This is a genomic window from Bradyrhizobium sp. JR4.3 (genome assembly GCF_040547695.1).
GTDB lineage: Bacteria > Pseudomonadota > Alphaproteobacteria > Rhizobiales > Xanthobacteraceae > Bradyrhizobium > Bradyrhizobium canariense.
In genome coordinates this window covers 501,055-526,833 of record NZ_JBEPQF010000001.1, presented here as the reverse complement: position 1 = coordinate 526,833, position 25,779 = coordinate 501,055, and the positions used below count along the sequence as shown (strand labels likewise).

The 25,779-nt window shown below is 64.4% G+C and carries 30 protein-coding genes and 1 tRNA gene; 13 read left to right on the top strand and 18 right to left on the bottom strand.

The window, feature by feature from the left end:
- Window position 1 precedes the first annotated feature (1 nt).
- The 6 genes from ABIB91_RS02765 to ABIB91_RS02740 all read right to left on the bottom strand — a co-directional run bounded on the left by ABIB91_RS02765 (window position 2) and on the right by ABIB91_RS02740 (window position 3,881).
- Complete coding sequence (locus tag ABIB91_RS02765; RefSeq protein ID WP_007603212.1) at window positions 2-331, bottom strand: four-helix bundle copper-binding protein; 330 nt, start codon at window positions 329-331, stop codon at window positions 2-4.
- A 101-nt stretch (window positions 332-432) separates the two neighbouring features.
- Window positions 433-1,377, bottom strand: a complete 945-nt coding sequence (locus ABIB91_RS02760) for a cation diffusion facilitator family transporter (RefSeq protein WP_354158450.1) — start codon at window positions 1,375-1,377, stop codon at window positions 433-435.
- Between the two features lie 18 nt (window positions 1,378-1,395).
- A complete protein-coding gene (locus ABIB91_RS02755) occupies window positions 1,396-2,301 on the bottom strand; it encodes an NAD(P)/FAD-dependent oxidoreductase (protein ID WP_354158452.1) in 906 nt (301 codons plus the stop codon).
- 13 nt (window positions 2,302-2,314) lie between these two features.
- Window positions 2,315-3,391: a flavodoxin family protein gene (locus ABIB91_RS02750; RefSeq protein WP_354158454.1), complete on the bottom strand. Its 1,077-nt coding sequence runs from the start codon at window positions 3,389-3,391 to the stop codon at window positions 2,315-2,317.
- Between the two features lie 80 nt (window positions 3,392-3,471).
- Window positions 3,472-3,672, bottom strand: a complete 201-nt coding sequence (locus ABIB91_RS02745) for a hypothetical protein (RefSeq protein ID WP_007603207.1) — start codon at window positions 3,670-3,672, stop codon at window positions 3,472-3,474.
- 2 nt (window positions 3,673-3,674) lie between these two features.
- Window positions 3,675-3,881: a hypothetical protein gene (locus tag ABIB91_RS02740; protein WP_007603205.1), complete on the bottom strand. Its 207-nt coding sequence runs from the start codon at window positions 3,879-3,881 to the stop codon at window positions 3,675-3,677.
- 179 nt (window positions 3,882-4,060) lie between these two features.
- On the opposite strand from ABIB91_RS02740, the gene ABIB91_RS02735 reads away from it, so the two are divergent.
- On the top strand, window positions 4,061-4,192 hold the full coding sequence (locus ABIB91_RS02735; RefSeq protein ID WP_354158457.1) for a hypothetical protein: 132 nt from the start codon (window positions 4,061-4,063) through the stop codon (window positions 4,190-4,192).
- Between the two features lie 47 nt (window positions 4,193-4,239).
- Here the strand turns inward: ABIB91_RS02735 and ABIB91_RS02730 are convergent, their stop codons facing one another.
- The 5 genes from ABIB91_RS02730 to ABIB91_RS02710 all read right to left on the bottom strand — a co-directional run bounded on the left by ABIB91_RS02730 (window position 4,240) and on the right by ABIB91_RS02710 (window position 9,956).
- The gene (locus tag ABIB91_RS02730; protein ID WP_245286057.1) at window positions 4,240-4,491 is read right to left on the bottom strand and encodes a hypothetical protein; all 252 of its coding nucleotides are present in this window, start codon (window positions 4,489-4,491) and stop codon (window positions 4,240-4,242) included.
- 96 nt (window positions 4,492-4,587) lie between these two features.
- Window positions 4,588-5,334 carry a Crp/Fnr family transcriptional regulator gene (locus ABIB91_RS02725; RefSeq protein ID WP_007603201.1) on the bottom strand — a complete coding sequence of 249 codons (747 nt, stop codon included), beginning with the start codon at window positions 5,332-5,334 and terminating at the stop codon, window positions 4,588-4,590.
- Window positions 5,334-8,501, bottom strand: coding sequence for a CheR family methyltransferase (locus ABIB91_RS02720; protein WP_354158459.1), 3,168 nt, complete (start codon window positions 8,499-8,501; stop codon window positions 5,334-5,336). Before ABIB91_RS02720 ends, ABIB91_RS02725 begins: the two co-directional genes overlap by 1 nt.
- Before the next feature lie 170 nt (window positions 8,502-8,671).
- Window positions 8,672-8,938, bottom strand: a complete 267-nt coding sequence (locus ABIB91_RS02715) for a hypothetical protein (protein ID WP_219685671.1) — start codon at window positions 8,936-8,938, stop codon at window positions 8,672-8,674.
- A 10-nt stretch (window positions 8,939-8,948) separates the two neighbouring features.
- The gene (locus ABIB91_RS02710) at window positions 8,949-9,956 is read right to left on the bottom strand and encodes a chemotaxis protein CheB (protein ID WP_354158462.1); all 1,008 of its coding nucleotides are present in this window, start codon (window positions 9,954-9,956) and stop codon (window positions 8,949-8,951) included.
- Between the two features lie 82 nt (window positions 9,957-10,038).
- Here ABIB91_RS02710 and ABIB91_RS02705 point away from each other — a divergent pair, with 82 nt between their 5' ends.
- The gene (locus tag ABIB91_RS02705; RefSeq protein WP_354159278.1) at window positions 10,039-10,443 is read left to right on the top strand and encodes a response regulator; all 405 of its coding nucleotides are present in this window, start codon (window positions 10,039-10,041) and stop codon (window positions 10,441-10,443) included.
- A gap of 346 nt (window positions 10,444-10,789) precedes the next feature.
- Here the strand turns inward: ABIB91_RS02705 and ABIB91_RS02700 are convergent, their stop codons facing one another.
- Complete coding sequence (locus ABIB91_RS02700) at window positions 10,790-11,572, bottom strand: SDR family NAD(P)-dependent oxidoreductase (RefSeq protein ID WP_354158464.1); 783 nt, start codon at window positions 11,570-11,572, stop codon at window positions 10,790-10,792.
- Between the two features lie 201 nt (window positions 11,573-11,773).
- Here ABIB91_RS02700 and ABIB91_RS02695 point away from each other — a divergent pair, with 201 nt between their 5' ends.
- The 5 genes from ABIB91_RS02695 (at window position 11,774) to ABIB91_RS02675 (ending at window position 16,629) form a co-directional block, all read left to right on the top strand.
- Entirely contained in the window at window positions 11,774-12,949 is a 1,176-nt protein-coding gene (locus ABIB91_RS02695; RefSeq protein ID WP_219683989.1) for a zinc-dependent alcohol dehydrogenase, read from the top strand.
- A gap of 12 nt (window positions 12,950-12,961) precedes the next feature.
- The gene (locus tag ABIB91_RS02690; RefSeq protein WP_354158466.1) at window positions 12,962-13,504 is read left to right on the top strand and encodes a hypothetical protein; all 543 of its coding nucleotides are present in this window, start codon (window positions 12,962-12,964) and stop codon (window positions 13,502-13,504) included.
- 40 nt (window positions 13,505-13,544) lie between these two features.
- Window positions 13,545-15,149 carry an alpha-amylase family glycosyl hydrolase gene (locus ABIB91_RS02685; RefSeq protein ID WP_354158468.1) on the top strand — a complete coding sequence of 535 codons (1,605 nt, stop codon included), beginning with the start codon at window positions 13,545-13,547 and terminating at the stop codon, window positions 15,147-15,149.
- Window positions 15,150-15,292: 143 nt separating this feature from the next.
- Window positions 15,293-15,472: a CsbD family protein gene (locus ABIB91_RS02680; RefSeq protein ID WP_007603181.1), complete on the top strand. Its 180-nt coding sequence runs from the start codon at window positions 15,293-15,295 to the stop codon at window positions 15,470-15,472.
- On the top strand, window positions 15,469-16,629 hold the full coding sequence (locus ABIB91_RS02675; RefSeq protein WP_354158470.1) for a DUF305 domain-containing protein: 1,161 nt from the start codon (window positions 15,469-15,471) through the stop codon (window positions 16,627-16,629). Before ABIB91_RS02680 ends, ABIB91_RS02675 begins: the two co-directional genes overlap by 4 nt.
- A gap of 12 nt (window positions 16,630-16,641) precedes the next feature.
- Here ABIB91_RS02675 and ABIB91_RS02670 read toward each other — a convergent pair whose 3' ends face one another.
- A complete protein-coding gene (locus ABIB91_RS02670; protein WP_354158472.1) occupies window positions 16,642-17,250 on the bottom strand; it encodes a cysteine hydrolase family protein in 609 nt (202 codons plus the stop codon).
- A 257-nt stretch (window positions 17,251-17,507) separates the two neighbouring features.
- Here ABIB91_RS02670 and ABIB91_RS02665 point away from each other — a divergent pair, with 257 nt between their 5' ends.
- Together ABIB91_RS02665 and ABIB91_RS02660 are read left to right on the top strand one after the other, a co-directional pair.
- Complete coding sequence (locus ABIB91_RS02665; protein WP_007603175.1) at window positions 17,508-18,137, top strand: DUF1326 domain-containing protein; 630 nt, start codon at window positions 17,508-17,510, stop codon at window positions 18,135-18,137.
- A gap of 64 nt (window positions 18,138-18,201) precedes the next feature.
- Window positions 18,202-19,023 (top strand): DUF2182 domain-containing protein, encoded by an 822-nt coding sequence (locus ABIB91_RS02660; protein ID WP_354159280.1) that lies wholly within the window; start codon window positions 18,202-18,204, stop codon window positions 19,021-19,023.
- Between the two features lie 153 nt (window positions 19,024-19,176).
- On the opposite strand, the gene ABIB91_RS02655 is transcribed toward ABIB91_RS02660, so the two are convergent.
- Both ABIB91_RS02655 and ABIB91_RS02650 read right to left on the bottom strand, forming a co-directional pair.
- Window positions 19,177-19,261: transfer RNA gene (locus ABIB91_RS02655), tRNA-Leu, on the bottom strand.
- Window positions 19,262-19,446: 185 nt separating this feature from the next.
- Window positions 19,447-19,689 carry a FliM/FliN family flagellar motor switch protein gene (locus ABIB91_RS02650; protein WP_007603171.1) on the bottom strand — a complete coding sequence of 81 codons (243 nt, stop codon included), beginning with the start codon at window positions 19,687-19,689 and terminating at the stop codon, window positions 19,447-19,449.
- Window positions 19,690-19,769: 80 nt separating this feature from the next.
- Here ABIB91_RS02650 and lipB point away from each other — a divergent pair, with 80 nt between their 5' ends.
- Window positions 19,770-20,519, top strand: a complete 750-nt coding sequence (gene lipB, locus ABIB91_RS02645; RefSeq protein WP_354158475.1) for a lipoyl(octanoyl) transferase LipB — start codon at window positions 19,770-19,772, stop codon at window positions 20,517-20,519.
- A 183-nt stretch (window positions 20,520-20,702) separates the two neighbouring features.
- On the top strand, window positions 20,703-21,416 hold the full coding sequence (locus tag ABIB91_RS02640) for a DNA helicase (protein WP_354158477.1): 714 nt from the start codon (window positions 20,703-20,705) through the stop codon (window positions 21,414-21,416).
- Window positions 21,417-21,474: 58 nt separating this feature from the next.
- Here the strand turns inward: ABIB91_RS02640 and ABIB91_RS02635 are convergent, their stop codons facing one another.
- On the bottom strand, window positions 21,475-21,897 hold the full coding sequence (locus tag ABIB91_RS02635) for a tautomerase family protein (protein ID WP_007603164.1): 423 nt from the start codon (window positions 21,895-21,897) through the stop codon (window positions 21,475-21,477).
- A gap of 112 nt (window positions 21,898-22,009) precedes the next feature.
- Between ABIB91_RS02635 and ABIB91_RS02630 the strand changes: the two genes are divergently transcribed.
- Window positions 22,010-22,864: a LysR family transcriptional regulator gene (locus ABIB91_RS02630; RefSeq protein ID WP_354158479.1), complete on the top strand. Its 855-nt coding sequence runs from the start codon at window positions 22,010-22,012 to the stop codon at window positions 22,862-22,864.
- A 153-nt stretch (window positions 22,865-23,017) separates the two neighbouring features.
- The gene (locus ABIB91_RS02625; protein ID WP_354158481.1) at window positions 23,018-24,538 is read left to right on the top strand and encodes a PAS domain-containing hybrid sensor histidine kinase/response regulator family protein; all 1,521 of its coding nucleotides are present in this window, start codon (window positions 23,018-23,020) and stop codon (window positions 24,536-24,538) included.
- A gap of 8 nt (window positions 24,539-24,546) precedes the next feature.
- On the opposite strand, the gene ABIB91_RS02620 is transcribed toward ABIB91_RS02625, so the two are convergent.
- Together ABIB91_RS02620 and ABIB91_RS02615 are read right to left on the bottom strand one after the other, a co-directional pair.
- Complete coding sequence (locus tag ABIB91_RS02620; protein ID WP_007603158.1) at window positions 24,547-24,846, bottom strand: acylphosphatase; 300 nt, start codon at window positions 24,844-24,846, stop codon at window positions 24,547-24,549.
- Complete coding sequence (locus ABIB91_RS02615) at window positions 24,843-25,709, bottom strand: isocitrate lyase/PEP mutase family protein (protein ID WP_354158483.1); 867 nt, start codon at window positions 25,707-25,709, stop codon at window positions 24,843-24,845. Before ABIB91_RS02615 ends, ABIB91_RS02620 begins: the two co-directional genes overlap by 4 nt.
- Window positions 25,710-25,779: the final 70 nt, after the last annotated feature.

Here is a 25,779-nt window from a genome sequence, read left to right as displayed (position 1 = left end):
CTCAGGCCGCCATCGCACGACAGGATTGCGCGCAGGAGCGGCACATGGCGACGCACTCGTCCATGCCGCCGACCCGCTCGCAATCCTCGGCGCATTCGCTGCAAATTTCCGCGCATTCGCCGCATGTGTGCCGGTGATGCGGCGTGTTGATCAGCATGAAATGCGCCGCTGTCCGGCACATTTCGGCGCACGCCATCATCAGGCGGAAATGCTTGGGCTCGACGTGCTTGCCGCCGGTCTGGAGGCAATGGTTCATCGCGGTGCCGAGGCAGGTCTGGTAGCAGCTCATGCAGAGCGCGATGCAGCGCGTCATGTCTTCGGATTGAGCCATCCGGTTTCTCCAATGCTCGCCCCCTGCACCGGTCAACCAGGGGGATGTTGTGATCGTTCCTGCCGTCGTGCCGATTGTGACGTCGGGGGAACCTCGCGCAGCTACCCGTAGCGCCTCGCGCGCACCGCCCGGTAGCGGGCATCGGTCTGCGGCTTGATGAACAGCGCCGCCACGCTTGGATGGCGTTTGCGTATCTCGGTCTCGATCGAAACGACGCATCGCTCGATGTCGTCGGCGCGCTTGTCATCCGCAAATTCGATGCTGAGGGCCGCAACGACCTCGACCGGCGACAGCTGCACCGTCAGAAGGCCGTTGGCCCTGAGCACGCCGGGCGAACGCCTTGCGATGTCGAGGACCGATCGCGCAAGCTCCGGATCGGCGGGCTCGCCGATCAGCAGGCTCTTGCTCTCGCGCGCGAGACCGATCGACACGATCGCCAGCAATATCCCGATCAGGATCGAACCGATCCCATCCCAGACCGGCTCGCTCAGCACTACGGCGGCCGCAGTGGCCGCCGCAGCAATGGCGATGCCGACCAGCGCCGCGCTGTCCTCGAGCAGCACCATGAATGCCGGAGGATCCTTGCTGCGAACGAAGGCCTGATAATATCCGAACCGCTGGCCGTCGGAGCTGAAGCGCCGCAGGGCAACCAGCCAGGAGCCGCCTTCAAACAGGAACGACAGCCCAAGCACCACGAAGCTGACGATCGGACTTTCGATCGGCTCGGGTGCGGCGACATGCAGAATGCCCTGATACAGCGAGACACCGGCGCCCAGCGCGAAGATCAGCAGCGCAACGATGAAGCTCCAGAAATACAGCTCGCGCCCATAGCCGAGCGGATGGGATTCGTCGGGCGAACGGCTCGCGCGCCGATAGCCGTAGAGCAGCAGGATCTCGTTGGTCGTGTCGACGAGCGAATGCACCGCTTCGCTCGTCATGGCCGAACTTCCCGTCCACGCGGCGGCGCCGATCTTCGTGACCGCGACCAGGACATTGCCGAAGAGCGCCGCATAGACCGCGGTCTTCGAGGATGATTCTGTTGCCAATGTCCGATACCCCGCTCCTCATGCCAGCCGCCGCGGCAGGCTGTGGTGGATCGTGCAGGCGGCGACCGCGGCGTGGCCGAACGCGACCGAGATCTGGTGCAGGTCGGTGACGACGTCGCCGATGCCGTAGAGGCCGTCGACCGAGCTGCGCTGATGATCGTCGACTTTCAGGTAACCCTCCCCGGTATGTTGGGCCCCCAGATTCATCGCGAGATGCGAGCGCACCTCCGCACCCATCACCGGGTAGACCATCTCGAATTGCGCCGTCCGGCCGTTGGCGAAGACGGCTTCGACGCCGTGGTCTCTCCGCCTCAGGCGCAGGCCGGGCGCGACGACGATCTCGACACCCGATTCATTCAGCTCCGGTGCCGCGGCCTTCCCGTCATCCTCGCCCGTTGCCAGCAGAGTCACGTCGCGTGAGTAGCCGCGCATGAAGAGCGCCTTGCCGCCGGCACGGTGCAGCGGACCGACGATGCCGATGCGACGGCCGATCGCCTCGTAGGCGTCGCAGACGGGGCAGTAGCGCAACAGCCCGTCTGCGACCGCCGCGCGCCATTCGTCGAACGGCGGATGGGCGTCGACGATGCCGCTGGCAAGGATGACGGTAGCAGCCGTATCCGCGCCGCCGTTCCAGATCGCCTGAAAACCCTCGTCGTCTCGCCGCAAGGCGGTGACTTCGGCGGCCACCCGCGTGACCGCGAGCTCGCCCAGTTGCGCGGACATGCGCGCAAGCAGGTCGGTACCGGAGAGGCCGTGGACGAACCCCGGCACATTGTGACTGCGCGGGATCAGCGCCGCCCGGCTCGCGCCTGCGTCCACGACACAGACGCGGCGCCGAAATCGCGCGAGATAGATCGCGGCCATCAGCCCGGCGGGGCCGCCGCCGACGATCAGGCAATCATAGGACTGATCATTCCGAGTCATCTGGAGTTTGGCTTCATTTGGGGTTTGGATCCGACAGGCCCGCACCGGGCGCGCGAAGCTGTCCGCTCCGCGCCAGCCGGACCGCATTGCCGAGCGCGCGCGCGACGTTCTTCACCTCCGTCTGGAATGCCCTGTCGTCATCGAGGTCGCGGTGCGAGGTGGCGTATGGCTCCATGTAGCCAACATAGCCATCGAGCTCGGCGAAGCGGCCCGCCGAGATCAGCTGCATATCGGTCAACCAATCCGACAAGGCCCGGCGCACGCCCTCGGCACCGACCGCATCGCCGTGAACGACGAGGCCAAAATGACGGCCGGCGAGATGGCGCGGATAAGACCAGCCCTTCAGCTCCAGCGCCTTGGCTTCGTCCGCCTTCTTGCCGTGGGTCGAGGTCGGATCGGGATTGCCGCCGTCGGCGCAGACCATGCGATCCATCATCGCCTTGAGCCCGGCGGGCACGTGATACCAGTTCACCGGCGTCACGATCAGGATGCCGTGGGCCGCGATCCAGAGCGGATAGATATCGTTCATCCAGTCGTCGGTCTGCCCCAGCGAATAGTTCGGATAGCAGCTGCACGGCCAGTGGCAGAGCGGCATCGCGGTTCCGACGCAGGATTTGCAGGGATGGATCGTCTTGCCGAACTCCGAAGCCAGGCGCGACAGATCGAGGATGTCGACGGCAAGCCCAAGCTCGGCAAAGACCGGCTTGGCGAGCTCGACCAGACGCCAGGTCTTGGACATCTCGCCGGGACAGGTGTGCTCGCTACGGGCCGAGCCGTTGATGATGAGGATGCGCGGCGTCTCGTCCGCGTCGTCATGGCGTCGCTGCGCCGCCAGGATCTTCGCGCGCGCATCGAGCCAGTCGACGGCGATGTCGTAATCGGGATCGGAGAATCCTGCGCCCGCCTTTCGCGTCAGCGGGGCCTTGCGTGAATTGCTGTAGGCATCCCAGGCCGCGCCGACGATGGCGTCGAGCTCGCGCTGGAGCGGTGCAAAGGCGGGATCGACGAACCGGCTCCGGTAGCGGCGCTCGAAGGCCTCGCGCGAGAGCTTGACGGGCGGCATCCCCTTGCGAATGTCGGCTTCCGTCATGCTGGCTCCTCGCGAGGTCGGTACAGTCCGACCAACCCGGGGCGCAGCGCGCGGTTCCTTCTCGCTCTCCTCTCGTCGCCCTACTGACGGACAACTTCCGGCGGCACATCGAACTGCGCGATGCGCTGGTCCAGCCGCCACAGTTCGATGCGGTGCACCAGCACGAGCGAGGCGGCCTCGCGCTTGGCCTGCTCATCATTGTCGCAGACCAGGTTGATGCATCCAAACACATGCCCGTCCGGATCGATCTGGAACGCGCGGTAGTGCTTGATGCTCCGCATCGTCACCCTCCCCGTCTCGGGTATACGGGTTCGCTCAGCCAGTCCGTCAGGTTGGAGGTCACCTCGTTCTGCTTGGCGCGCCGAAGCAGCATGTCACGCTCCTTGCCGGGCGGCAGGCTGCGCGCGCGCTCGCGAGCGGCTTCGGCGAATGCCACCAACCGCTCCTGGAGCGATTGGGTCTGTTTCCTGCGGTTGCGTTTCGCGGTCATTGTACTTTCACAAAGCCCTTCAGATGGAAGGAATTGGGAGGAATTGGCCCCGGCGGGAGGTCGGCGCCGGGGCCAGAGTTTCGTGCCGGTCGGGGCGGCCCAGCCCGGCAGCGTTCACAGCTTCGGCCGCAACCGCAGGTTCCGGCATTTCAATAAGTTAACGGTGCGGGATTTTGCCGATGCGAAACGAAACGGCGAAGCATCACCCGGTCGCGGCCATTCGCAGCAAGGCGCAGCGCGAAGGCATTTCGCTCAAGCCCGTCAACCGCTCGCCTTACAACAGGCGATCCAAAGCAGCGAAGCGGCGCTGAGCGAGGCACCCATCCCGGCGCATGCTAGCGTTTGATGTCGTCGGCTCCTATTCCGACGGCACGCGGTGTCTGAGATCCTGCTGTTCCCGGTTGTCGCGGAGGGCCTTGAGCTCCGAGCGCAGCATCGCGCTTTCCATCACCACCCGGCGCACCTCGCGCGTGGCGTCATCAAGCTGATCCGCGACCGCTCTGCGCTGCGCCCGGAGGGCGCGGCTCGCTTCGATCGCGCGCTCAGCGCGGGCAAGCAGGACGTCATTCATCGAACGACGATAGAAGATTCGGGACGAAACCGCCTTCACGTAAGTTACGTCAATTACTCAAAACCAGCCATCCGCTCAAAAAACATCCGCGAACGCTAACCTGGATCAAGTATCTCGGAACAGCCGAGAAGACGCTTAGGCCCGTCGATAGAGTTGCAAATAGCTCGGCGAGAACAGTGCCGCGTCCTTGAGCGCATCGAGATCGGTGATGGTCAGCGTGCGATCGCGCAGCACGATCAGGCCGGAGGCGCGCAACTCCTGAACCGTGCGGTTGAGATGGACCACCGACAGGCCGGTGGCGTCCGCAAGATCCATTTGCGTCACCGGCATCACGCAGGAATTGCCTTCGACCATGCCGACAGGACGCAGCCGCTCGATGATCTCGCAGAACAGATGGGCCACGCGTTCAAAGGCCACCCGGCGGCCGAGATTGATGGCCCATTCGCGCTGGATCGCGTTGTTGACGAGCGTCTCGCACCAGAATGCTTCCGCCAGCGCGCGGTCGGCCGCCACGAGACCTTCGAACCGCGCGCGCTTGATTTCGGTGTAGACGACCGGCGTCATCGCCGCGATGGAATGATCCATCACCGACAACAGGAACGCGTGCGCGTCGCAACTTTCGCCGGGAAAGAGAAAATTGACGATCTGGCGCCGGCCGTCCTCCAGCGTCTTGTAGCGGCAGAGCCAGCCCGACAGCACGAGGCGCACGCTGTCGACCGGATCGCCCTCCGAGATCAGATCCTCGCCCGCCCCTGCACGCTGGATTCCCTCCAGCATTGCGTATTCGAGCGAGGTGCGGGCCTCCATCGACAACGGCCTCAGCACGTTTAGCCGGCGAATGACCGGGTCCACCTGGCTGCGATCTAGCGTCGACAAGGGCATCAGTTGGCCACCGCCGGTGTATGAAACGCCCGCTTGCTGAGGGGCATGGTGATCGTGCATTCCAGTCCCCTCGGATTGAATGCCAACCTGGTCTGCCCCTTGAACTCGAACGCGAGTGTGCGCTCCAGAAGCTCGGCCCCAAATCCTTTGTGCGGCGGCGGCGCAACTGGCGGCCCACCGCGCTCCCGCCACTCGAACACCAGCTCCGCCGGGTCGGTGCCCTGCTCGAGGCGCCAGGAAATCTCGATGCGACCAGTCGGCCGGCTCAGGGCGCCGTATTTGAGCGCGTTGGTCGCCAATTCGTGAATGGCAAGGGCAAAGGTTTCCGCGGCCTTCGACTGAAAACGCACCGTGGGGCCGCTGACCCGTACCTGCTCACCTTCCCTGGCATTATAGGCTAGCAGCTCCTCGACCGCGAGGTATTCGAGGTCAACGCCGCCCTCGGGATCGCGGGTCACCAACGCCTGGGTTCGGGCGAATGCGTTGAGCCGGCCATCGAGATGGGACGCAAACTCCTCGACCGTCGAACTGCTGTCGGCCGTGCGACGGGCGATCGAGCGGACCACGCCCAGCGTGTTGCGGACCCGATGCTGGAGCTCGGCCAGCAGCAGGCGCTGCCGCTCCTCGGCGCGGGTAATGGCGGTGATGTCGACGAAGGTGATCACGACCCCCGCGATGAAGTTGTCGATGCTGCGATAGGGCAGGATGCGCACGATGTAGCGCGTGCCGCTGTCCGGATCCCTCAGCTCGCGCTCGGCGATGGCAAGCGTCCGCAGCACGCCGCGAATGTCGTCATAGAGCTCCTCGATCGGGATACGGGCCTTGATGTGCGCGATGGGGCGACCCGTGTCGGTTTCGACGAGATGCAGAACCTGCGTAATCGCCGGCGTGAAGTTCATCACGCGCAAATCGTTGTCGAGGAATACGGTCGCGATCTGCGTGCTCTCCAGGAAATTCTCGAGGTCGCTGGTGGCGCGCGTCAATTCCTGGACGCGGTGAGCCAGCTCGCCGTTGACGGTGGTCAATTCCTCGTTGACCGACTGCAGTTCCTCGCGTGAGGTTTCCAGTTCTTCGTTTGCGGACTGAAGCTCTTCATTGAGCGACTGGTATTCCTCGTTCGAGGACTTCAGCTCCTCGTTGGTGCTTTCGAGCTCTTCGATGGTTGCCTGAAGGCGCTCCCGCGTCGCCCGCAACTCGCCCTCGATACGCTCGACATGCTCGGTCTGCACCAACGCATTGGGCTTGCCTTCGTCGGCATCGATGGCGCGCACCGGGCCGTCCTTGAACAGGACGACGAAATTGCGATCGCCACTGCCGCCCTCTTGGATCGGCTCCACCGTGATGTCGACGGGAATGTGCTGGCCGTTGGCGCCGAGCTGCACCTGCTCAGCATGGGCCGGCTCGTTCGTGTCCGACGCGCGGCTGAGCACCGCGCGCAGGTCCAGGCGAAGATCGCGGTGGACGAGTTGGAGCAGATCGAGCGTGGCGGCGCCTGCCGTCGGCTCGATGTAGCGTCCGGTGCGCCCGGAGAAGTGCAGGACCTGAAAGTTGCTGTCGGCAATGACATAGGCGGGCGCATAGCGCTCCGCGATCCGCTGCGCGCGACGCTCCAGCCCAATGTCGGGGCGGAAGGAGCGCGCTGGCGCTATCTCGAGGTTTGCCTTCTCCGCGGCGGTCGTGATCGGAAATTCCGGCGGCAGCCGCGTTCCGGTCTCGAGCTTCTTGAAGATGCGGGCGCGGCGGTCGACCGGTACGAACAGTTTTGGATGCCGCGTCACGTTCTCGGAATTGCCGAGGAACAGGAAACGATCCGCCAGAAGCGCGAAGTGGAATAGCGGAATCACCCGGTTCTGCAATTCGGCATTAAGATAGATCAGCAGGTTGCGGCAGGAGACGAGATCGAGCTTCGAGAACGGCGCGTCCTTGATGACATTGTGCTGCGAGAAGATGCACATTTCGCGCAGCTCCTTGACCACGCAATAGGTATCGCCTTCGCGCACAAACCAGCGCGCCAGGCGCTCGCTGGTCATGTCCGCCTCGATCTTGGTGCGATAGCGGCCGACGCGCGCGGCCGCCAACGCCCGTCCGTCGATGTCGGTCGCGAAGATCTGAACCTGCGGCGCGGAGTCCATTTTGGCCATGTGCTCGCGCAGGAGGATACCGATCGAATAGGCCTCCTCTCCGGTGGCGCAGCCGAGCACCCAGACCCGAACCTGCTGGCCGGCATCCTTGCCTTCGAAGAGCCTCGGGACGATCTGGCTCTCCAGCACATCGAATTCGCGCTTGTCGCGGAAAAATTCGGTGACGCCGATCAAGAGGTCGTTGAAGAGGTGCTGCGCCTCGTCCTGGTCGTTGCGCAGGAAATCGACATAAGCCGAAATTTCGGCGATCTGGACCACCTGCATCCGCCGCTGCACGCGACGCAGGAAGGTGTTCTGCTTGTAGCCGTGGAAATCATTACCGGTCTTGCTGCGCAGGATGTCGGCGATGCGCGACAGCGAGGTCGCCGCAGCGGCGAGCACCTCGTCGAATCCCTGCTTCTCCTCCAGCCGCCGCAGATGACGGGCATAGACCTGGATGTGCTCAGCGATGTCTTCCGCGGTCAGCACGTAGTCGGCGATCGCGGCCGGCGTGTCGGCGTCCTTCAGATGATCCGCCTCGTCGCTCGCGCCTTTTTCGGCGATGGCAAGGCCACCGTGATCCTTCAGTGTCGCGGTACCCAGCGTGCCATCGCCGCCGATGCCGGACAGGATCACGCCGATCGATTGCTCGGCACGTTCTTCCGCCAGCGACACCAGGAAGCTGTCGATCGTAGCCCGTTCTCCGGGCGCCTGCTCGGCCTCGCGGACCGCGAAGCGACCGTCCTGGATCGTCGTGATCATCGCCGGCGGGCACAGATAAATCGTGCCACCCTCGATGGTCTGGCCGTTACCGACGTCGGAAATCTTGCCACCGTGGGAATTTCGCACGATCTGGCGCAGCCGCGGCTCGTCGAGGGCCTCATGATGCTGGAACGCGAGCACGACGGCCTGGTCGGCGCTTACGGTCAGCCTGGAAAAGAACCGCTCGACACTATCCAAAGCTGTCGGCGCGGCGCCCACCCCGATGATCAGCGGAGACCTGGTCTGGCGCTCTCTTTCGACCGGCTGGTCGCCGATTTCATGCATGGTCTCGATAGCCTCATTCAGTGACGGGAACCAGAGGACGCCCGCTCGCCGGAAATAGCAGAATTGATATTATCCCAACAGGCGCAAGGCGGAAACGTCACGCTGCGTTCCGTACGGCGAGCATTGGGTGTTCGGCATGGAGCTTAGGCGGCCTGCCAACGCCCCCTGGATCACTCCGGACCGACTTGCTGCCGGAGATAGCTAATCCGCTGCTCGATCAGGATGCGGTGGCGGAGCCATTCCGTCAGGGTCTGCTTCAGCACCTCGACCAACCGCTCCGCCTGGCCGGCGTCGTGGCCACCGGCACTGAGTTCACGGATCCGATCCTCCTGATCGCGGATGCGCTGCGAACCCTCCTCGATATCCCGATCGGCTTTGATCAGATGGCGGCGCTCGGTATCGAGCTGCTCGGTCCATTCGGCGAGGGAAATGGTCATGGCGACCTCCTCAGGCCTCCCGCTTGCGAACCGGAGGATCGAGCGACTTTAGCACGACCCTCCGGATCATGTCGGCATATTCGCGATATTCGGCAGCCCGCGCCTGGTACATCTCGGCAACCGCAGGCCGGCCGTTGCGCCGTCCGTCCGAGGCCATGCGCTGCACCAACTCAGCCCGCTCCTCAATGATGCGCAGTGCGACCCGCAGGGCTTCATCCACTTGCCCCTCCTGCTCTTTTGCGAGGATGTCGGCGGCGAAGGCGTGACCGACCTGGCAACGGAAGCGCATCGGGTGCGATTCCTTGATCTCGGACAGCACGCCTCCGCAGGCCGGACAGGTCAGTGCAACCGGATCAGCCACCGAGAGGAGCTTGTCACTGCCGATCCGTTCGCCCGCCGCGATCTCGACCTCGAGCCGGATCTCGGGCGGGATCGGCAGCGCGGCACCCGCAACCTCCCTGGCGAGATCGGACAGAACGTCGCCCATGCCGGCGCCAGGGACGCAAAGATCGATGATGGTCGCCTCCAGGGCGCTTCTTGGCATTTCATCGGCGATGGCGTCCGAGGGGTCCTGAACCACCGAGATTCCGCCGCAACGCTTGATGGCGTTGAGACCGGCCGCACCGTCGGACAACAGGCCGCTGAGGAGCACACCGATGACGCGCGGGCCGTAGTTGATGGCGGCCGAGCGGAACAGGGCGTCGATGGCCGGCCGGACCATGTTCTCGCGCGGACCGCGCCCGAGGAACACGTGATCCTCGGACAGCAGCAGATGATGGTCCGGTGCGGCCAGATAAACCTGGCCGGGCTCGATCTTCATGCCGTTTTCGGCCTGCCGGACCGGGAGCGGGCCGGCGCTGCTGGCGACCGTCGAGAGAATGCCGATGCCCTGCGCCGGGATGTGCAGCACGATGAACACCGCCGCGGGCAGATCGGGCGGGAGACGGCCGAGGATCTGCTTCAGCGGCGCGGTCGCGCCGGCCGAGCCACCTATGACGATGATGTCGCGGTTGCTCATGGAACCCACTTTCGGTTGTATCGTTATACCAAGGCGGGTCACCGCCCAATGTTCCTATGGAAGGCAAGGGATGGAAGGTACCATGGCGATTTCGGCTGGATCGTCAGGTCCACAGTCGCCGCTCAGCGGGCGGCGCATCTTCATTGTCGAGGACGAATATTTTCTCGCCGATGACATCGGCAAGGCATGTCAGGCGCTCGGTGCAGAGGTCGCGGGGCCGGTCGGTGATCTCGATGACGCGCTCAGTATCCTGCGTGACGGCGGCATCCTGGATGCCGCTGTGCTCGACGTGAACATCCGCAGTGAAATGATCTTTCCTGTGGCGCGCGAACTGAAGGCCCGGAACATACCTTTCATTTTTACGACCGGATACGACAAGGTCACGATCAGTCCGGAATTCCACGACGTGCCCATCCTGGAGAAACCGATCGATCTGCCTGCGATGGCGCAGCGGCTGGCGGCGCTCATCTCCGATCCGAACGGTTGAGCCGGACGGCGATCAGAACAGATGCGCGAAAGCGAGCCAAGCGGTCACCGCCAGGCACAAAAGCACCGCAGCATAGGGCAATGCGATCCGCAAACAGCAGCCCTCCCCGGTATCAGCCCATCATCATCCAGACGATCGCCGCCATCATCACCAGAAAACCCGTGATTGCCGTTGCGACAAAGGCCTGTTCGACGCGATCCATCGGCATCGCAGCCCCCTTTTTCCAGCCGAACCAGTCTGAGGGCTCGGGGAGCTTTGCGCATTAGGCTATGTGAATCGGCGTGCTCCTTTGTGTCTGTCTGCGGGATCGGCCGCACCGCCCAGCAGAGATTGCGAGAGCCTCGTTCTACGACTTCGCCGTGCCCGGCTCCGCCATCTTGCGATGTTGCTTGGCCAACATCTCGTTCGGCGTGACGTTGGCGATTGTGGTCTGGATCTTGTTCTTCATTCCCGTCACGATGTCGGAATCGCCGCGCAACATGGCGTCGAAGCCGGCCTTCGCGACGTCGTAGGCACTATCCTTCTGCTCGGTGCCGACCTTGGTGTCCATCATGTCGGCGCGGCGGAAGAACTCCGTTTCGGTGGCGCCCGGCATCAGACAGGTAACGGTGACGCCGCTGTCGCGCAGCTCCTCGCGGAGCGCGAAAGAGAATGAATCGAGAAACGCCTTGCTGGCGTTGTAGACCGCCTGAAAACTGCCCGGCGTGAATCCGGCAACCGAGCCGGTGATCAGGATACGGCCCGAATTGCGGCGGAGCATCTCGTTGCCGGCGCGATGGATCAGATACAGCGTGCCGGTGATGTTGGTGTCGACGACGTGCTTGATCCTGGCAAAATCCTGATCGAGGAATGCCTTGCCGAGGCCGACGCCGGCATTGGCCAGCAGCGCGTCGATCGGCCGGTCGCCGACCGCGGCGCAGAGCTTGTCGACGCCGTCGGTGGTAGCGAGATCGGCCTCGACTGGCTCGACGCTGGCGCCGAGCCTGCGGAGATCGACGGCCACCCTCTCGATCTCGGGCTCATCCGCCGCGATGACAAGGTTGAAACCTGCCTGGGCACAGCATCTTGCGAGTTCCAGGCCGATGCCGGTGGAGGCGCCGGTGACGACGGCAAGTTGATTGGCGGGCATGAGCGTATCCTTCTCGTATTCTCGCGATGACGTTGATGACGCTCCAATGGCTGCAACCGCCTCTCGTTCCTATCCAGGCCAAACCTCCCGCCGAAGCAAACCTCCCGCCGAAGACTGTGCGGTGCGAAGATTTTCCACGTGCGATAGCAACCATCGTTCGTTGTTCGACTTGGATGCCTCGTAGCTCGCGGGAGGACAGAGATGAAGGCGCTGGTTTGGCACGGCAAGGAAGACATTCGCTGCGACACCGTCACCGATCCTGAGATTCAGGATCCGCGTGATGCCATCATCAAAGTCACGAGCTGCGCCATCTGCGGCTCGGACCTGCACCTCTTTCACAATTACATTCCGGGCATGCTGCCCGGCGACATCATGGGCCACGAGACCATGGGCGAAGTGGTCGAGGTCGGCTCCGGCGTCGACGGCAAGCTGAAGAAGGGCGACCGCGTCGTCGTTCCCTTCACCATCATTTGCGGCGAATGCGACCAGTGCAAGCGCGGCAATTTCTCGGTCTGCGAAACCACCAATCGCAAGAGTCATCTCGCGGAAAAGGCGTTTGGTCATTCGGGCGCCGGCCTGTTCGGCTATACGCATCTGACCGGCGGCTATCCGGGCGGTCAGGCCGAATATCTGCGCGTGCCGTTCGCCGATGCCACCCATATCAAGGTGCCCGCCGGCATTCCCGACGAGCAGCTGCTGTTTCTCAGCGACATCTTCCCGACCGGCTGGCAGGCAGCCGTGCAATGCGACATCGAGCCGACCGACACGGTCGCGATCTGGGGCTGCGGGCCCGTGGGACAGATGGCGATCCGCAGCGCCATCCTGCTCGGCGCCAACCAGGTGATCGCGATCGACTGCCTGCCCGAGCGGCTCAGCATGGCCGAAGCCGGCGGCGCCACCACCATCAACTTCGAAAACGAGAGCGTTCTGGAACGGCTCGAGGAGCTCACCGACGGCAGAGGCCCTGAGAAGTGTATCGATTGCGTCGGGATGGAGTCGCATGTGATGGCCTCCCTGCCCGACACGCTGCTCGACCGCGCCAAGCAGATGGTGATGGTGGAGAGCGACCGGCCGCATGTTCTTCGCGAGATGATCTATGTGTGCCGGCCCGGCGGCATCATCTCGGTGCCGGGCGTGTACAGCGGATTCTCCGACATGCTTCCGATGGGCGCCTTCATGAACAAGGGCCTGACCATGCGCACCGGCCAGACTCACGTCAACCGCTGGACCGACGATTTGCTCCATCGCATCGAGGAAGGCCAGATCGATCCGTCCTTCGTCATTACCCACACCGTCCCGCTCAGCCAAGGCCCCGAGATGTATCAGGTGTTTCGCGACAAGCGCGACTCCTGCGTCAAGGTCGTGCTGAAGCCCTGAGGAGCAATATCCATGTTTCATTTCTCCAACATCGTTCGCACCAAGGGCGACCCCAAGATCGTCGCCGGCGGCCCGAGCCTGAAGCGGACCGAAGACCAGCTCGCGCGTGCGCTCGGCTGGTTCAGCATTGGCCTCGGCGTCGTCGAATTCTTCGCGCCGCGGCGCGTCACGGAGACGCTGGGCATGGAAGGCCATGAGACGCTGGTCCGCGCCTTCGGCGTGCGGGAGATCCTTGCCGGGATCATGTCGCTCTCCGTCGACAAGAACGCCGGCTTGTGGGCCCGCGTCGGCGGCGACGGCCTCGATGCCGCCGCGCTGCTCTCGGGGCTGACCGCGGACAATCCCAAAAAGGGCAATATCGCGCTGGCGCTGCTGATGGTCGGCGGCATCGCGATGCTCGACTACCGCGCCGCGCAAGACACCAAGCCGCGGCGTCCGCCGCGCGACGAGCGGCGCAAGCTGTATCCGAACCGCAGCGGCTATCCCAAGGGCATCGAGGGCGCTCGAACCGCTGCCAAGCAGATCGCAGCGCACGCCACGGCGGGGCGGACCTGAGGACGCACGACGAGGTGATGTAAGACAGTGATGCAAGGCAATGAGTGAGGCGTCCCGTAACGAAGGTGCGTGGTGGGAAACCGCCGTCATCTACGAAATCGCACTGATCTCGTTCCAGGACTCGGACGGTGACGGCAAGGGCGACCTCGCCGGCCTGACGTCACGCATCGACTATCTGAAATGGCTCGGCATCGATGCGGTGTGGCTGACGCCGATCTCCAAGAGCCCGTTCCGCGACCTCGGCTACGACATCTCCGACTACTGCTCCATCGACCCTGCGTTCGGCAGCCTCGAGGCGTTCGACCGCCTGCTCAAGGCCCTGCACGCGGCGGAGATCCGCCTGATTCTCGATCTCGTGCCCAACCATACCGCGAACGATCACGCGTGGTTCGTCGAGAGCAGCAGCTCACGGAACAGCGCGAAGGCCGATTGGTACATCTGGGCCGACGCGGCCGAGAATGGCGGCCCGCCCAACAATTGGCTGAGCCGCTTCGGCGGCAGCGGTTGGGAATGGTGCGAGGCGCGGCGGCAATATTACTATCATTCCTTCCTGGTCGAGCAGCCCGATCTGAACTGGCGCACCCCGCAGCTGCGCGCCGCGATCGCCGATGTCATGCGCTTCTGGCTCGATCGCGGCGTCGACGGCTTCCGCGTCGACGCCAGCGCGGTCCTGATCAAGGACGCGCTGCTGCGCGACAATCCGCATAACCCGCGAGCGAAAGGCAAGCCGCCGCCGCAGCGCCAGACGCCCGTCTTTACCGACGATCGCCCGGAGACGATGGATTGCATCGAATTCATCCGCGAGGTGATCGACGGGTATCCGGGACGAATGTTGTGCGGCGAAGTCCAGGGCAAGACCGACCGCATCGGCCACTTCTACGGCAACGACCGACCGCGCTTGCATCTACCGCTCAATTTCGCGCTGCTGGACTCGCAATGGGACGCGCTGTCCCTGCAAGCAACGATCGACGCGTATTTCAACGCTATCCCGGATCATGCATGGCCGGTCTGGGTGATCGGTGGCCACGACAAGCAGCGAATCGCGAGCACGATCGGCGACGCGCAAATGCGCGTGCTGGCGATGCTGTTGATGACACTGCGGGGAACGCCGTTCTTCTTCATGGGCGACGAGATCGGCCGCAAGCGCGTTCCCATTCCGCCCGACCGCGTCCACGATCCCTTCGAAAAGCTCGTGCCGGGGTATGGCCTTTGCCGCGATCCCGAACGCGCGCCGATGCGATGGGATGACAGCAGCAACGGCGGCTTTACAACCGGCGATCCATGGCTGCCGCTCGAGCCGCCCGACGGCGCGGCCAACGTGGCCGCGCAGCAGCGCGACCCACGTTCGATCCTGGCGCTGTTTCGCGCGCTGATGACGCTGCGGCGCGAGCACGCGTGCCTGCGTCACGGCGGCTACGAGCCGCTACGCGCGCAGAACGACGTTCTTGCCTACAGGCGGACGGACGGCGGCAACGACATTCTGGTCGCGCTCAACATCGCCGCTGAGCCGCGGAAATGGCACTGGCAAGGTCGCGGCCGCCTGCTGATGTCCACGCACCTCGACCGGCCGTCCGAGCCGTTGCCGGACGCCTCCATCCTGCTCCGCGGCAATGAAGGCGTGATCATTGCACTCGACGCACGATGACGGCCGAGGAACCATCAGCGCGTCAGAGCGTCTCACTCAACGCTTCCGACGCCCCCCTGCCGGAGGCTGAATAGACGAACCGCGGCCCCGGCGCTCATCCCCTTTCAAGCGCCGGGGTGGCGGCGTGAGCCTGGAGGCAGACCATGAGCAAGACCAAGGGCCTCGGTCAGCGGATCGCTGGCAAGGCGAAACAGGCCGTCGGCGAGATCGTCGGCGATCAGGATCTCCATGAGGAAGGCAAGGAGCAAGCGGAGCGCGGCCGGGACGAACAGAGCAAGCCGAGCGAACTCAATCCGTTGAAGAAACTCAATCAGCTGACGTGAACGCCGCCGCGCCGTCGACCATTTCCAATTCAATTCGCACCGGTGATAAAGGCGCCTCACGGCGACGCTCGCGCTGGGTCGCCGCTGCCGAACTCGGCCTGATCAGCAGCACCTTCTCGACCATCGTCAGCCAGCTCTTCGCCGCGCGCATCGGACGCGATGCCGCCGTCGACTGGCTGACGGTGGCCGCCATCCCCGCACGCGATTGGGCGATCAGCGCAGAGCCGTCGTGGAGCGCGATCCTTGCAGGGATCGCCTTCCACCAATGGGCGGATTTCTCCTGGGCGCTGGTGTTCTTCGGTGTGCTCGGGCGCTGGACCGCCGACCTGCGGCCGCTCACGATCCTGCTGCTCGCGCTGCCCTGGGCCGTGTTCTCGTCAAGCATGGAATGGTTCGTGCTGGTGCCGCTGTTTCCGTTCTGGCAGCCGCTGTTCACGCTGCAGCAGCCCTACTGGATCGGCCTGCTCGTCCACAGCTCCTCGGCGGTGATGTACCCCCTGTTCGCCCGGTTGCGCTGGAGACGAGGCGCGGCACCCGCGCGCGATGTTCGCTTCACCAACGCCTGGATCACCGGCGCGCTGGCTTTGATCGCACTGCTCGGCGCGGCCGCGTTGTTCGGCAGCCATGGTTACGAGCCGCCGTGGATGGGCCGCGACAGGGACGCCGACCAGACTTACATCCGTCACATGACCGCGCATCACGCCCAGGGCATCGCGCTGGCGCGGATTGCCGCAGAGCGCGCACAGGACCCGCATCTGCGAAAGCTGGCGATGCTGATGGTCGCAAGCCAGACCGGCGAGAACCGGATTTTCGAAACGTGGTGGCTGAGCTGGTTCGACACCGAGATGCCCGATTGCAGCTCGGACGAACGTGCCGCCATGCCGGGCTTCCTGACACAGGCCGAGATGCGGCAGGTCAAGGCCGCGCCGGCGGACCGATTCGACACGCTGTTCGTCGAAACGATGAGCAAGCATCACGCAGGCGCAGTCAAGATGGCCGACCAGATGTGGCATAGCGGCGGCGATCTGCGCCTGCGTGTGATGGCCCACGCCATCCGCCACGAGCAGCAGGGCGAGATCGCGCTGATGCACGGCGCCAGCGGCATTGCCGCCGTCGCCACCGCCTTCCACAACATGCTCGGCGACAATGTCAATTGAGCGGATCGTCCCCTACTCCCGCCAGAACTCCGCCAATTCCTCGGCGGTCATCAGATCGACCTGGCCGCGAAAGCGGGTGCGGTACATCGTCATGAGCGCATCATGGCCGACGTCGGACGAGCTGCACAGCGCATCCTCGATGATGACGACCCGAAAGCCGAGATCGACGGCGCTCAAGACCGTCGAGAGCACGCAGACGTCCGTCTCCGCCCCGGTGATGACGACCGTGCCGACATTCTTCTCGATCAGCAGACTCGCGAGGCCGGGATTGCTGAATGCCGAATAGGCCGGCTTGTCGATGACGACAGCCGGCGGAACGAAGCGGCTCAGGGCCGGCACGAGTTCGAGACCGGATGGCGGCAGATGTTTGCGGGTCGCTTCGCGCCAGCGACGAAAATAGCGCTGCCACTGTCCGGGCCGATCTTCCGGGTCCTCGGGCGTGATGAATCGCGTGAAGATCGTTCTGGCCTGATGGCGCGAAACGATCGAGGCGATCGTCGGCAAGACCCTCGCCATCCATGGCGTCTCCCAGAGACCGCCAGGAGCGAAAATGTTCTGCATGTCGATGCACAAGTGAACGGCGTCGCTGATGTCGGTCACTTCCGACGCGCTGTCTCTCATCGTCTTTCACCATCAGGAACATGGCCGCGCGCCGGGAGCCGGCATTTCCGCAGCGAGCTCACCGACTGCAATGCGATTCCGACGGCCATCGTTCCCCGGTCATCCGCTCCGGAGGAAGTGCTTGCCGACGCAGACCAATCCAGAGAAGCCCGGCGTCGGTGGAATCGGCTTGCGCCGCTTCCCAACCAAGCGTAATTTTCAACTCTACGTAGCTCATTCGAAAGCATCTATCGGGTTCGGCCAAGCGGGAGACAGCAATGGCGGATGTCCCATGGCACCTTTCCGGTGACTATTTCGAGAATTGCAGTTGCAGCATCGTCTGTCCCTGCCTGGTGTCGGCGGCGCCCCCGTTGACCGCGCGACCGACTGAGGGCTTCTGCAACGTACCGCTGATCTTCCACATCGAGACCGGCCGCTATGGCGATATCGCGCTCGATGAGCTGAATGTGCTCGTCATCCTCCACGCACCTGGGGTGATGGCGGACGGAGACTGGTCGGTCGCCGCCTATATCGATCAGCGCGCCAACGATGACCAGACCGAGGCCTTGGCTGCAATCTTCACCGGCGGCGCCGGTGGTCCCATGGCTGCGTTCGCGCCGCTGATCAGCAAGAACCTCGGGGTGCGCAAGGTCCCGATCACGTTCCGGATCGACGGCAAGACGCGGTCCGCGGAAATCCCCGGCATCCTGCACATGTCGGTCAATCCGCTACCGACCATGCATCCGAGCGGCGAGATGTGGACGAACATCGGCCATCCGGTCAGCCCCGACGCAATGGTGATGGCCGTTGGCGCCGCCGGCAATACCTTCAGCGATCATGGCATGCGCTGGGATAATTCCGGCAGAAACGGCCTCTATGCGCCGATCCGCTGGTCGAACCAGGTGTGATGTAACTCCCGATACCGGCCTGCATCGGCGGCCGGCGACATCGATCGCACAACATCGATCGCAAATGACGGACAGCCCCCTGGAAGCCGTGCTGCGGCGCGATCGCTGGATCGTCGTCGGCACGATCGTCCTCATTGTCGCGCTGGCGTGGAGCTATGTGCTCTGGCTGGCCAACGACATGGACATGGGCGGTATGGACATGACCGAGTTCCGTATGATCCCGGCCGGGACCGGAATCATGTTGCCGGCCAACGAGCCGTGGCGAGCGATCGAGTTCGCCTATGTGTTCCTGATGTGGGCGGTGATGATGGTCGGAATGATGGCTCCCTCGGCCGCGCCGATGATCCTGATGTACGCCCGCGTAGGCCGACAGGGCAAAGCGCAAGGCAAGCCATTCGCCGCGACCGGCTGGTTTGCTGCCGGTTATCTTTTCGCCTGGTGCGGCTTTTCGCTGGCAGCCACCTTGCTCCAATGGGCGATCGAGCGGGCCGCCCTGCTGAATTCCCGGATGGCGATCGCGAGCAACGTGCTTGGCGCCATCGTGCTGATCGCGGCGGGCATCTATCAATGGACGCGGCTCAAAGACGTCTGTCTCGCCCAATGCCAGTCGCCGTTTCTATTCCTGATGCGCCACGGCGGCTTTCGCAGCGAGCTGCGAGGATGCGTGCTGCTTGGCTTTCGGCATGGAGGTTATTGTGTCGGCTGCTGCTGGGTTTTGATGGCGCTGTTGTTCGTGGGCGGCGTGATGAACGTACTCTGGATCGCGCTTTTGTCGTTGCTTGTACTTTTGGAGAAAGTCACGCCGGTCGGACGCTGGATCGCGCGCGCTGCCGGCATCGCCTGTGTGGCCGCGGGCACGTGGCTCCTGCTGACCTTGCCGCAGTGATGACGGGTCGCGAACGAGGACCGCGCCGACGGAGCGAACCCTCGGCCGGGAGATCAAAAATCGGAGACTTCTGGAGACCCCATTCCAGGCTTCGCAGCGCGAACCGGGCGGGCACTGAAGATCGCGAAAAGATCCTTCGCGTGTCTGTTTGCTTGGTGCGCTCGGAGGGACTCGAACCCCCACGATTTTACTCACTGCCACCTCAAGGCAGCGCGTCTACCAATTCCGCCACGAGCGCTTTTGGGGATGCCGGCTTGAGGCTTGAAGGCCAACCGGATCAACGGCGCCGATCTAACAAATCCGTCAGAGGGGTACAAGCCTCCAAAGGCCCTGAATTCCACAAGCTTTGCAGGAAAGTTCCGGCTCCTTGCGCCGGGATCGGCCTTTTCCGCCTGCTCGGGCCGCTACTGCGTGCCCGCGCCGCTACCGCGTCCCCGGGATACGTGGCAGCATCTGCTTGACCTCGACCGCGATGCGGTTGCGGTCGACCAGCACGACGCCGGAGGCGACCGGCAGATTATTGGCCAAAACCTTGACCTCGTCGGCCTCGGTTGCGTCCAGCTCGATGATGGCGCCGCGGGAAAGACGCAATACCTGATGGATCGGCATGGTGGTCGTCCCGAGGACGACCATGAGATCCACGGTGACTTTGTCGAGAGTAGGCACTTCAGGACCACCGCAACTTGGGACTAGGACTAGGGACTTGGAATTTGCGCCTGCGATCATCACCTGGTTATGGTTAGCCAATGGTTAATTCACCTCGAAACCCCCGCCAAAACCAGCGTCAAGAGCTCGATTTGACGTCGTTTTCCGCCTCCTCCGGCGAGCCCGTGGAGTGGCGGATTTCGGACGCGCCCGTGCCCTATCCGGAGGCCGTGGCTGACATGGAGGCGCGCGTCACGGCGATCGCGGCCGGTGAAGCCCCGGAGCTGGTCTGGCTGCTGGAGCACCCCCCGCTCTACACCTCCGGCACCTCGGGCAAGGCCACCGACCTGCTCGATGCCCGATTCCCGACCTTTGCCACCGGCCGCGGCGGCCAACTCACCTATCATGGGCCGGGCCAGCGCGTGGCCTATGTCATGCTCGACCTGAAGCGCCGCCGGCCGGACGTGCGGGCCTATGTCGCGAGCCTGGAGGAGCTGATTCTGCGGACACTCGCCGCCTTCAACATCCGTGGCGAGCGGCGCGAGGACCGGGTCGGCGTGTGGGTGAAGCGGCCCGACAAGGGACCTGACCACGAGGACAAGATCGCGGCCATCGGCGTCCGGCTGAAGCGCTGGGTCTCGTTTCATGGCATCGCGATCAATGTCGAGCCGGAGCTGTCGCATTTCGCCGGCATCGTGCCCTGCGGCGTCGCCGACCCCCGCTACGGCGTCACCTCGCTGGTCGATCTCGGCCGGCTCGTGACGATGGCCGATGTCGACGTCGCGCTCCGGCAGGCCTTCGAGGAGCTGTTCGGGCCGACCCGGGCGCTTGTGCCGGAAGCGGCGGCCTAACTTCTGGTCTCTCTCATTCTCCGCAAACCCGGAATCAGCTACGCTCGATTCCGGTGTCGCCCACGCCTCCCCCCTCCGCCGGGAAAGTACATTTCATACCGGGCGAATTGATCATCGGACCGACTGTTCGAGCGCCAGGCATAAGGAGGGGTTGCGTTTCAGCTCGCAATGGGAGGTTTAGCGATGAGACTGTCTGCACCCATCTATCATCTGAAGCGAAGAGCGAAGCGCCTGTCCCGCGGGGAAGGCATTCCGCTGCACGATGCGCTCGACCGTATCGCCGCGACGGAAGGATTTTCCGCCTGGAGCATGCTCGCGGCGAAAGCTGCCGCAGCGACGCCGGCCAACAGGCTTTTCCCGCAATTCCAACCGGGTGACCTGGTGCTGGTCGGCGCGCGCCCCGGCCAGGGCAAGACCCTGATGAGCCTCGGGCTTGCCGTGGAGGCGATGCGGTCGGGCCACTGCGCCGCGTTCTTCTCGCTCGAATACACCGAGAAAGACGTTCTGGATCGTTTTCGGGCGATCGGCGCGGATCCAGCGCAATTCGAAAAACTCTTCGAGGTCGATTGCTCCGACGTCATCAGTGCCGACTACGTCGTCAAGCAGATGGCCGCAGCACCGCGCGGCACGGTCGTGGTGATCGACTATCTGCAACTGCTCGATCAGCGGCGGGAAAATCCCGACCTCACCGTTCAGGTGCGCGCGTTGAAATCATTCGCGCGCGACAAGGGATCGATCGTCGTCTTCATCTCGCAGATCGACCGTTCCTATGATCCCTCGCTCAAATCCTGCCCTGACCTGGACGATGTCAGGCTGCCGAACCCACTCGATTTGAAGCTGTTCGACAAGACCTGTTTCCTGAACAAGGACGAAGTTCAGTTTCGCATAGCGAGCTGACGATCCCTGGCAGCCGGTTGAGGCCGCGGGTGCGGTTGTTCACCCGCGGCCTCGCTCCTCATGCCTTCTCCGGCGAGACCTCGAGCTTGCCGGCGATGTAGCGCCGCTCCTGGGTCAGGCCGCCAAAGCCATAGGCGTCGCCCTTGACCTCGTCGACATGCAGATAGGTCTCGTGATGCAGCGGGCCCAGGATCCCGGCCATGCGCTGGAACATCGCGGCGAGATAGGCGGCCTTCTCGTCCTTGGTGTTGGTGCCTTCGCTGACGTGGATGTCGATCCAGTAGCTCGCGAGCTTTTGCTCCGCGAGCGACTTGCCGCCGGCGAACCAGTCGCCCGCCTCCACCGACTTCACGATGATGGCGGTGACCTCAGGATCCTTGTGCAGGATTTTTGCGGTGAGCTCGGATACGGCGCTCGCGATGTCGGCCTTCAGCGAGGGCGACTGGCGGGAGGTGGTGTAGGACACGGTGATCAGCGGCATGGTTGTTCTCCTCGGATGTCGCGCAGGTGTTGCGCGGCGTTGGGGAGAAGCTAGACCCGCCATCGACATTTTGGTATCTTATCTCTGTTGATACCAGTGATAAGATTTCATAATGACAGCAACGCTCGACATCGCCACCATCCAGGCCTTCCTGCTGGTCGCCGACCTCCAGAGTTTTACGCGGACCGCCGAAGCGCTTGGCACGACTCAGGCGGCCGTCAGCCTCAAGCTGCAGCGGCTGGAGACGCTGTTGAGAAAACGTCTCGTCGAGCGCTCGCCGCGCGCGGTCCGGCTCACGGCAGACGGCGCGACGTTCCTCGATCGCGCCCGGGCGCTGATCGCGGCGCATGACCGCGCGCTGTCGGGCGAGGCCTCAGTCGCGCAGTCGCTCTCGCTCGGCATCTCCGACCATGCTGCGGGGCCGGAGCTGGTACCCCTGCTCGAACGCCTGCATGCGATGTCGTCGAACCTCACGCTCGCCGTCACCATCGGCTTCTCGCGCGAGATGCAGGAGGCCTATGATGCGGGCCAACTGGACGCGGTGATCGTGCGCCAGGAAGGCAGCCGGCGCGGCGGAGAGAAGCTGGCCGAGGACGAATTCGGCTGGTTCGCGTCACGACGCTTCACCGTGCCAAAGGGGCAGCCTTTGCCGCTCGCGACGCTCGCCCCGCCCTGCGGGGTCCGCGCCATCGCCGTGCGCGCGCTCGACAAGGCCGGCCTCGCCTGGCGCGAGCGTTTTGTCGGCGGCGGCGTCACGGCGGTAGTCGCGGCCGCACTTGCCGGACTTGCAATCGCACCGCTGGCGCGGCGGATCGCACCTCCCGGATTGGTCGATGTCGGCCTCGCCAACAAGCTGCCAAAACTCGGCAGCTCGAAGGTGATGCTCCATTCGAAGGTCAGCGATCCCGCCAAGCTCGCGGCATTGCGCGCGGTGGCGGCGACGTTTCGGAGCGTGGCGGCGGTCTGACGCCAGACCGGTTTACAAGCTCGCCTTTAACGCTGCGAGCGTCTGCTAGCTTGCGTCCTGCATACGGGCTCGCAATGTTGCCTAAAAATGTTCCAAACTCCGGGAACAATCCGCCACGTGCTGCGTTTGCCCCCGTTGAGGCAGGGTCCGGGAATGGTCGAGAAGTCTAGTCAGCAGAGGGACTTGTTCGAAAGCGAACGCAGTTTCCGGCTCTTAGTTGAAGGAGTTGCGGACTACGCGCTCTACATGCTGGATCCCACCGGGAGGATCACCAGCTGGAACATCGGCGGCGAGCGCATCAAGGGCTATTCGCCCGGGGAGATCCTGGGCCAGCACTTTTCCCGTTTCTACACCGAGACCGACCGCGCCAACGGCAAGCCCGCCCGTGCGCTCGGCATCGCGCGGGAAAAGGGCCGCTATGAGGAGGAAGGCTGGCGCGTCCGCAAGGACGGCACCTTCTTCTGGGCGAGCGTCGTGATCGATCCGATCTACGAGGCCGGCGAGCTGGTCGGCTTCGCCAAGATCACGCGCGACATCACCGAGCGCCGCAACACCCAGCTCAAGCTCGAGGCGATGCAGAAGCAGCTCGCCGAATCCCAGAAATTCGATGCGCTCGGCCAGCTCACCGGCGGGGTCGCCCACGACTTCAACAACCTCCTGATGATCATCAGCGGCAGCCTGCACATGCTGAAGCGAGGGGCCGACGACGAAGCCAAGCTGCAGCGCGCGATCTCGGCGATCGAGACCGCCACCAGGCGCGGCGCGGCGCTGACCAACCAGCTCCTCACCTTCGCACGGCGGCAGAGCGTCAATCCGCAGGCGATCGATTTCGCCGACCGCATCGCGGCGATCCGCGAGGTGCTCGATGCCGGCGTCGGCAGCTCCGTGCGCCTGGCCTTCGACGTCCGCGGCGACGTCTGGCCGATCAGGACCGACGTTTCCGAGCTCGAGACCGCGCTGCTCAACCTCGTCATCAATGCCCGCGACGCGATGCCCGACGGAGGCACGGTGACGATCGCAGCGCGCAATCTCGTGCTCGACGAGGACCCCCTCGTGGGCCAATTCATCGCGATCGACGTCAGCGATACCGGCCTCGGCATTCCCTCCGACGTTCTCGACAAGATCTTCGAGCCGTTCTTCACAACCAAGCCGATCGGAAAGGGCACCGGCCTCGGTCTCTCGCAGGTGCACGGCTTCGCCCATCAGGCCGGCGGCACGGTGCGGGTCGCGAGCGCGCTCGGCAAGGGCACGACCTTCACCATTCTCCTGCCGCGCGGAGAAGACGAACCGTCGCGCGAGGCGGCGGGAGAACCGGCGTTCCAAGGCAGCGGCACGGTGCTGCTGGTCGAGGACAATCCGGACGTCGCCGCCGTCAGCATCGGTCTTCTGGAGCAGCTCGGCTATCAGGTGCGCCGGGTCGCGGACGCCGAAGCCGCTTTGAGCGAGATAGAGAAGAACGGCGTCGACTTCGTGTTCTCGGATATCGTCATGCCCGGCAAGATGGACGGACTCAGCCTCGCCCATCACCTCCGCCAGATCCGCCCCGGCCTGCCGATCCTGCTCGCCACCGGCTACAGCGAAGTCGCCGCCGGCGTGCGCGGCGATTTCCCGATCCTGCGCAAGCCCTACGAGATCCACGAATTGAGCGAAGCGATCGCCAAGCTGCCGCGGTAATTCTTCAGCTACACCGTCGGCAACACCGAAAACGCCTCCCCTGCCCGGCGCAAGTTCAGCTCATCGACATCGGCCGTCTCGCTGGTGACACTGTCGACGCGCGAGGACGGCGGGCCGTGGCGGCACAGCGCCACCATATCGGCGACGTGCTTCGGCGGCCCCGCGAACAGCGCTTCGACGCTGCCGTCACGGCGGTTGCGGACCCAGCCTTCGAGGCCGCACGTCGTCGCCTGATATTCGAGCCAGGCCCGGTAGCCGACGCCCTGCACGCGGCCGCGGATCATGACCTGGAGGATCGCCCGGCTCATCGTTTCAGTCCGAGGACATCGGCGCTGCGCGCCTTGACCTCGGCCTCGCGCGTGACGCGGCTGGTCAAGTCCGACGACGGAAGGCCTTTGAGATTCTTCGGCGCAGTGCCGTCGCGCAGCGCCTTCTGCGTCTCGTAGACGGCCTGCGTTGCGGCCGCGATCGGCGCGTGGCCCTGAAGCGCGATGCGCACGCGCCGGCCAGCAAGGTATTCGAGCACGTTCAACTCCTCCGGCGCGCCGCCGAGCACGATCGGCAGGCGCGTCGCAGATGCGATGGCCTCGAGCTCGGCGCGCGACTTGATGCCGGTGAAGAACAGCGCGTCGACGCCGGTGGCCTCATAGGCCCTGGCGCGGCGGATCGCATCCTCGATCGAGGTGACCGAGGCCGCACCGGTGCGCCCCATGATGACGAGCGAAGGATCGCCGCGGCCGTCGAGTGCCGCCTTCATCTTGCCGACGCCCTCCTCCAGCGAGATCAGCTGCGTCTTCGCTTCGCCGAAGCCAGCCGGCAGCAGCGTGTCCTCGATGGTGAGGCCGGCGGCGCCCGCCGTTTCCAGCTCCTGCACCGTGCGGCGCACGTTGAGCGCGTTGCCATAGCCGTGATCGGCATCGACCAGCACCGGAAGTGCTGCCGCACGCGACATCCGCCGCATCTGCTCGGCAAGCTCGGTGAGCGTGATCAGCGTGATGTCGGGGTCGCCGAGCACCGCGAGCGAAGCCACCGAGCCGCCGAACATGCCGAGCGGGAAACCGAGATCCTCGGCGATGCGGATCGAGATGGCGTCGTAGACCGAGCCGGGATGGACGCAAGTCCCGCCCGACAGGATCGAGCGCAGTTTTTCGCGGCGGGAACGAAAGGTCATGGTGCCCTCTCAACTGTTGCGACGCAGCCGCAACATACACCGTCATTGCGAGCGCAGCGAAGCAATCCAG